At 29.9% G+C, this 2,762-nt stretch carries 7 protein-coding genes; all 7 read left to right on the top strand.

Features of this window, described 5'->3' with window-relative positions:
- Positions 1-192, top strand: coding sequence for a sigma factor-like helix-turn-helix DNA-binding protein (locus AJ887_RS00270; protein WP_070284647.1), 192 nt, complete (start codon positions 1-3; stop codon positions 190-192).
- The gene (locus AJ887_RS00265; protein ID WP_057980536.1) at positions 189-374 is read left to right on the top strand and encodes a hypothetical protein; all 186 of its coding nucleotides are present in this window, start codon (positions 189-191) and stop codon (positions 372-374) included. The genes AJ887_RS00270 and AJ887_RS00265 overlap by 4 nt, the downstream gene beginning before the upstream one ends.
- Positions 375-430: 56 nt before the next feature.
- Positions 431-862: an SA1788 family PVL leukocidin-associated protein gene (locus tag AJ887_RS00260; RefSeq protein ID WP_002865075.1), complete on the top strand. Its 432-nt coding sequence runs from the start codon at positions 431-433 to the stop codon at positions 860-862.
- Between the two features lie 73 nt (positions 863-935).
- Positions 936-1,274: a DUF4406 domain-containing protein gene (locus AJ887_RS00255; protein ID WP_070284645.1), complete on the top strand. Its 339-nt coding sequence runs from the start codon at positions 936-938 to the stop codon at positions 1,272-1,274.
- A 195-nt stretch (positions 1,275-1,469) separates the two neighbouring features.
- Positions 1,470-1,955: a host-nuclease inhibitor Gam family protein gene (locus tag AJ887_RS00245; RefSeq protein WP_002872701.1), complete on the top strand. Its 486-nt coding sequence runs from the start codon at positions 1,470-1,472 to the stop codon at positions 1,953-1,955.
- 71 nt (positions 1,956-2,026) lie between these two features.
- Positions 2,027-2,299 carry a hypothetical protein gene (locus AJ887_RS00240; protein WP_070284644.1) on the top strand — a complete coding sequence of 91 codons (273 nt, stop codon included), beginning with the start codon at positions 2,027-2,029 and terminating at the stop codon, positions 2,297-2,299.
- Positions 2,296-2,718, top strand: coding sequence for a YopX family protein (locus tag AJ887_RS00235; protein ID WP_070284642.1), 423 nt, complete (start codon positions 2,296-2,298; stop codon positions 2,716-2,718). Before AJ887_RS00240 ends, AJ887_RS00235 begins: the two co-directional genes overlap by 4 nt.
- Positions 2,719-2,762: the final 44 nt, after the last annotated feature.

Below are 2,762 nucleotides of genomic sequence, written 5' to 3'. Positions count from 1 at the left end.
ATGAGTTTTGAAGAGATAGCTAAAGAACTTAATCTTAGCGTGACACGCGTTCATCAAATCTATACTGAAGCTTTTAGAAAGTTAAAGAGTCCTAAAAATAAAGACAAGTGGATGGCTATCTTTGAAACGATTGACTTAATCAAAAAAGAAGAAGCAAAGAAAGAAAACTTAATACAAGGAGAGAAAAAATGATACCAATGATTAAAGGTGAGAAAGCTGATTATAGTAGAAGTCTTTTTGAAGTAAGAGGCGTAGGGATTTATTACAAGCAAAGTGGAGTGTTTGTAGATGTTTTAAAAGGAATTTATCCTGATTATATTGCAAAAAAAATCATTCGTTTTCATTTGGGTAAAAAGCTTAACAAAAGTGCTTAAATTAAAAGCACTTTGATTAAGTTTTTTAAAACTTAAATTTATTTAGAAAGGGAAAAATGCAGTTAAGTTATTATTGTTTTAAAGATAGAAAAAAAAGAAAAATGCCTTTAGATACACCATTAAATACTAAAAATTTTAAACTTAAAGATAAGCTTGGTTTAAACATAAAAGAACAAATAGAAATTTGTAATAAATATGGGATTACTCACAAGCTTTATGTGAAAAGAAAAGAAAAAGGTTGGAGCTTAAAAGAAATTTTAGAAACTCCAAAAGGAGACAAGCGTTTTAAATATATTATTATCGATGATATCAGAAGAAACAAACAAGCAGTTAGCCTAAACAGTCATAGTAAATTTGGTAGAAATGTTTTACATTTAGGAAATATGAGCAAAAAAGCTAACTTGCATTTTAAATATTCAAAACTTGATCATCTAGCCTTGCAAAATAATTTATACCAAGATAAAAATGGAGTAATTAAGGCGTATTAGAAAATTTAACAAATCTACTAAGGTGGATTTGATTAAGTTTTTTAAAACTTAAATTTATTAGAAAGGAAAATTCATGGCAATAGTTTATATCGCTTCTCCTTACAAAGCTTTAGCTGTAAGAGAAAGTCAAAGAAAAGCTCAGGCTATTAGTGTAGCCCAGCAAGAATGCTTAAAAATTATGCGTGAATGTGAAGGCTTTACACCTGTTTCACCCATACTACAATTTAGCTATTTGGATGAAAACAAACACAGAGACAAAGCTTTACGAATGGGATTAGAGCTTTTAAAAGCAAGTGATTATATTTATATGAGCAATCATAAAGATGCTAAGTATTCTAAGGGAATGCAAGAAGAATTAGCATTAGCTAAAAAGCTTGGCATTAAAGAGCTAGTTTTGGAGTTGCCTCTTTGACTTCGCAATGTGGCAAAGCCACCTTTTGCGATAAAGAGCTACACTCCCTTAACCCACCTGAAGGCTCCGCGACACTGCGTGAAAAAAAAGGTTTAAGGATAGTTAAGAAAAGAGCTAAACACGCAGTGCTTTTAAGATATGGCGTAGTTCTTTGGGATTATCAAATTAATAAATTTAATTTAAAAGGAGATTTAAATGCAAATAAATAGTTTTGAAGATGTAAATCTTGCACTTAAAAAAGTGGCAGAGCTTAGTGTAAAAATAGAAAAGATTAATGGCGAGGTAACTTTAGCTTGTAATGAGATTAAAGAAGCTCGTGCAGGAGAGATTAAGGTTTTAAGTGATGAGCTTGGATACATAGAGCAATGTATCACTACTTTTTGTGAAAATAACAAGCATGAATTTGCCGAAAAAAGATCTAAAGAATTTACCTTTGGCAAGATTGGCTATCGCTTAAGTAAAAGTGTATCTTTACCACGTGTGAAAGAAAAGCTAGAAAACTTAATCAAAGCCTTTAAAAGTTACAACCTTAATGAATGCATCATTTACAAAGAAGAACTTAATAAAGATGCCATTGTAGAGCTTGATGATACTACTTTAGTAAAGCTTGGACTTAAAAGAGTTGTAAAGGATAATTTTAGAATAGAGCCAAAGATTGAAAGCTTAGAAATTCAAAATTAAGAATTTAACAAGTCCGCTAAGGCGGATTTGATTAAGTTTTTAAAACTTAATTTAAAACAAAAGGATAAAAAATGTATGTCAATGTAAGCATAGATGCGAGTGATTTAGAAGATTTTTACGCTCATGATTTGGCTAAACTTTTTGAAGATTTAAGCACAAAAGAGCAAGAGGAATTCTTTGGAATTATCCATAAGGATATCAAGCCATTAGAAAGAATAAGAACTATTCTTTCTAATTTGTCTAATGATGAAGCACTTAAACTTTTTAAAGAACTTAATAATGAGTTTAAAAGCGATGAGGAATGGCAAAAAACTATAAAAAGCATAAATGGAGATAACAAATGAAACTACAAGATTTTGATTTTAGGATTTGGAATATACAAGAAAAACATTACATAACAAACAATCCATGCCTTGTTGAGTTTAATCATAATCCCGGAGAAATAAAAGCAGGTGTATTGCTTGTTTATGAAGATAGAGAACACGAGTTTCTTGAAAGTTGGTATGATGATATCGAAATCGAACTTTGGACTGGTTTATATGATAAACATGGCAAAAAGATTTATGAAGGGGATATCGTTAAAACTAAAAGTCCATACGATTGCTTTTTGGCAAAAGTTGGCATTCATAAAGAAGGGACTTTTTATCTTGAGAGTAAAAGTAGAGATTACATAGGCTCTTTAATTTATTTAGTTAAAGATGAAGGATATGATACCGAAATCATCGGCAATATCCACGATAATCCTGAACTTTTGAAATGTTAAAAAATATTAAAAATTTTAACATAAAAATGAAATATGTTAAAAAA

The organism is Campylobacter sp. BCW_6466, from assembly GCF_001762835.1.
In the GTDB taxonomy this organism is placed as follows: domain Bacteria; phylum Campylobacterota; class Campylobacteria; order Campylobacterales; family Campylobacteraceae; genus Campylobacter_D; species Campylobacter_D jejuni.
The sequence above is the reverse complement of the archived record's forward strand: the minus strand, read 5'-3'. Positions and strand labels throughout refer to the sequence as shown.

Bases quoted from the DNA above. Each gene is read 5' to 3' on its own strand.
- AJ887_RS00265 (WP_057980536.1), top strand. From the start codon at position 189: ATGATACCAATGATTAAAGGTGAGAAAGCTGATTATAGTAGAAGTCTT.
- AJ887_RS00235 (WP_070284642.1), top strand. From the start codon at position 2,296: ATGAAACTACAAGATTTTGATTTTAGGATTTGGAATATACAAGAAAAA.
- AJ887_RS00270 (WP_070284647.1), top strand. From the start codon at position 1: ATGAGTTTTGAAGAGATAGCTAAAGAACTTAATCTTAGCGTGACACGC.
- AJ887_RS00240 (WP_070284644.1), top strand. From the start codon at position 2,027: ATGTATGTCAATGTAAGCATAGATGCGAGTGATTTAGAAGATTTTTAC.
- AJ887_RS00255 (WP_070284645.1), top strand. From the start codon at position 936: ATGGCAATAGTTTATATCGCTTCTCCTTACAAAGCTTTAGCTGTAAGA.
- AJ887_RS00260 (WP_002865075.1), top strand. From the start codon at position 431: ATGCAGTTAAGTTATTATTGTTTTAAAGATAGAAAAAAAAGAAAAATG.
- AJ887_RS00245 (WP_002872701.1), top strand. From the start codon at position 1,470: ATGCAAATAAATAGTTTTGAAGATGTAAATCTTGCACTTAAAAAAGTG.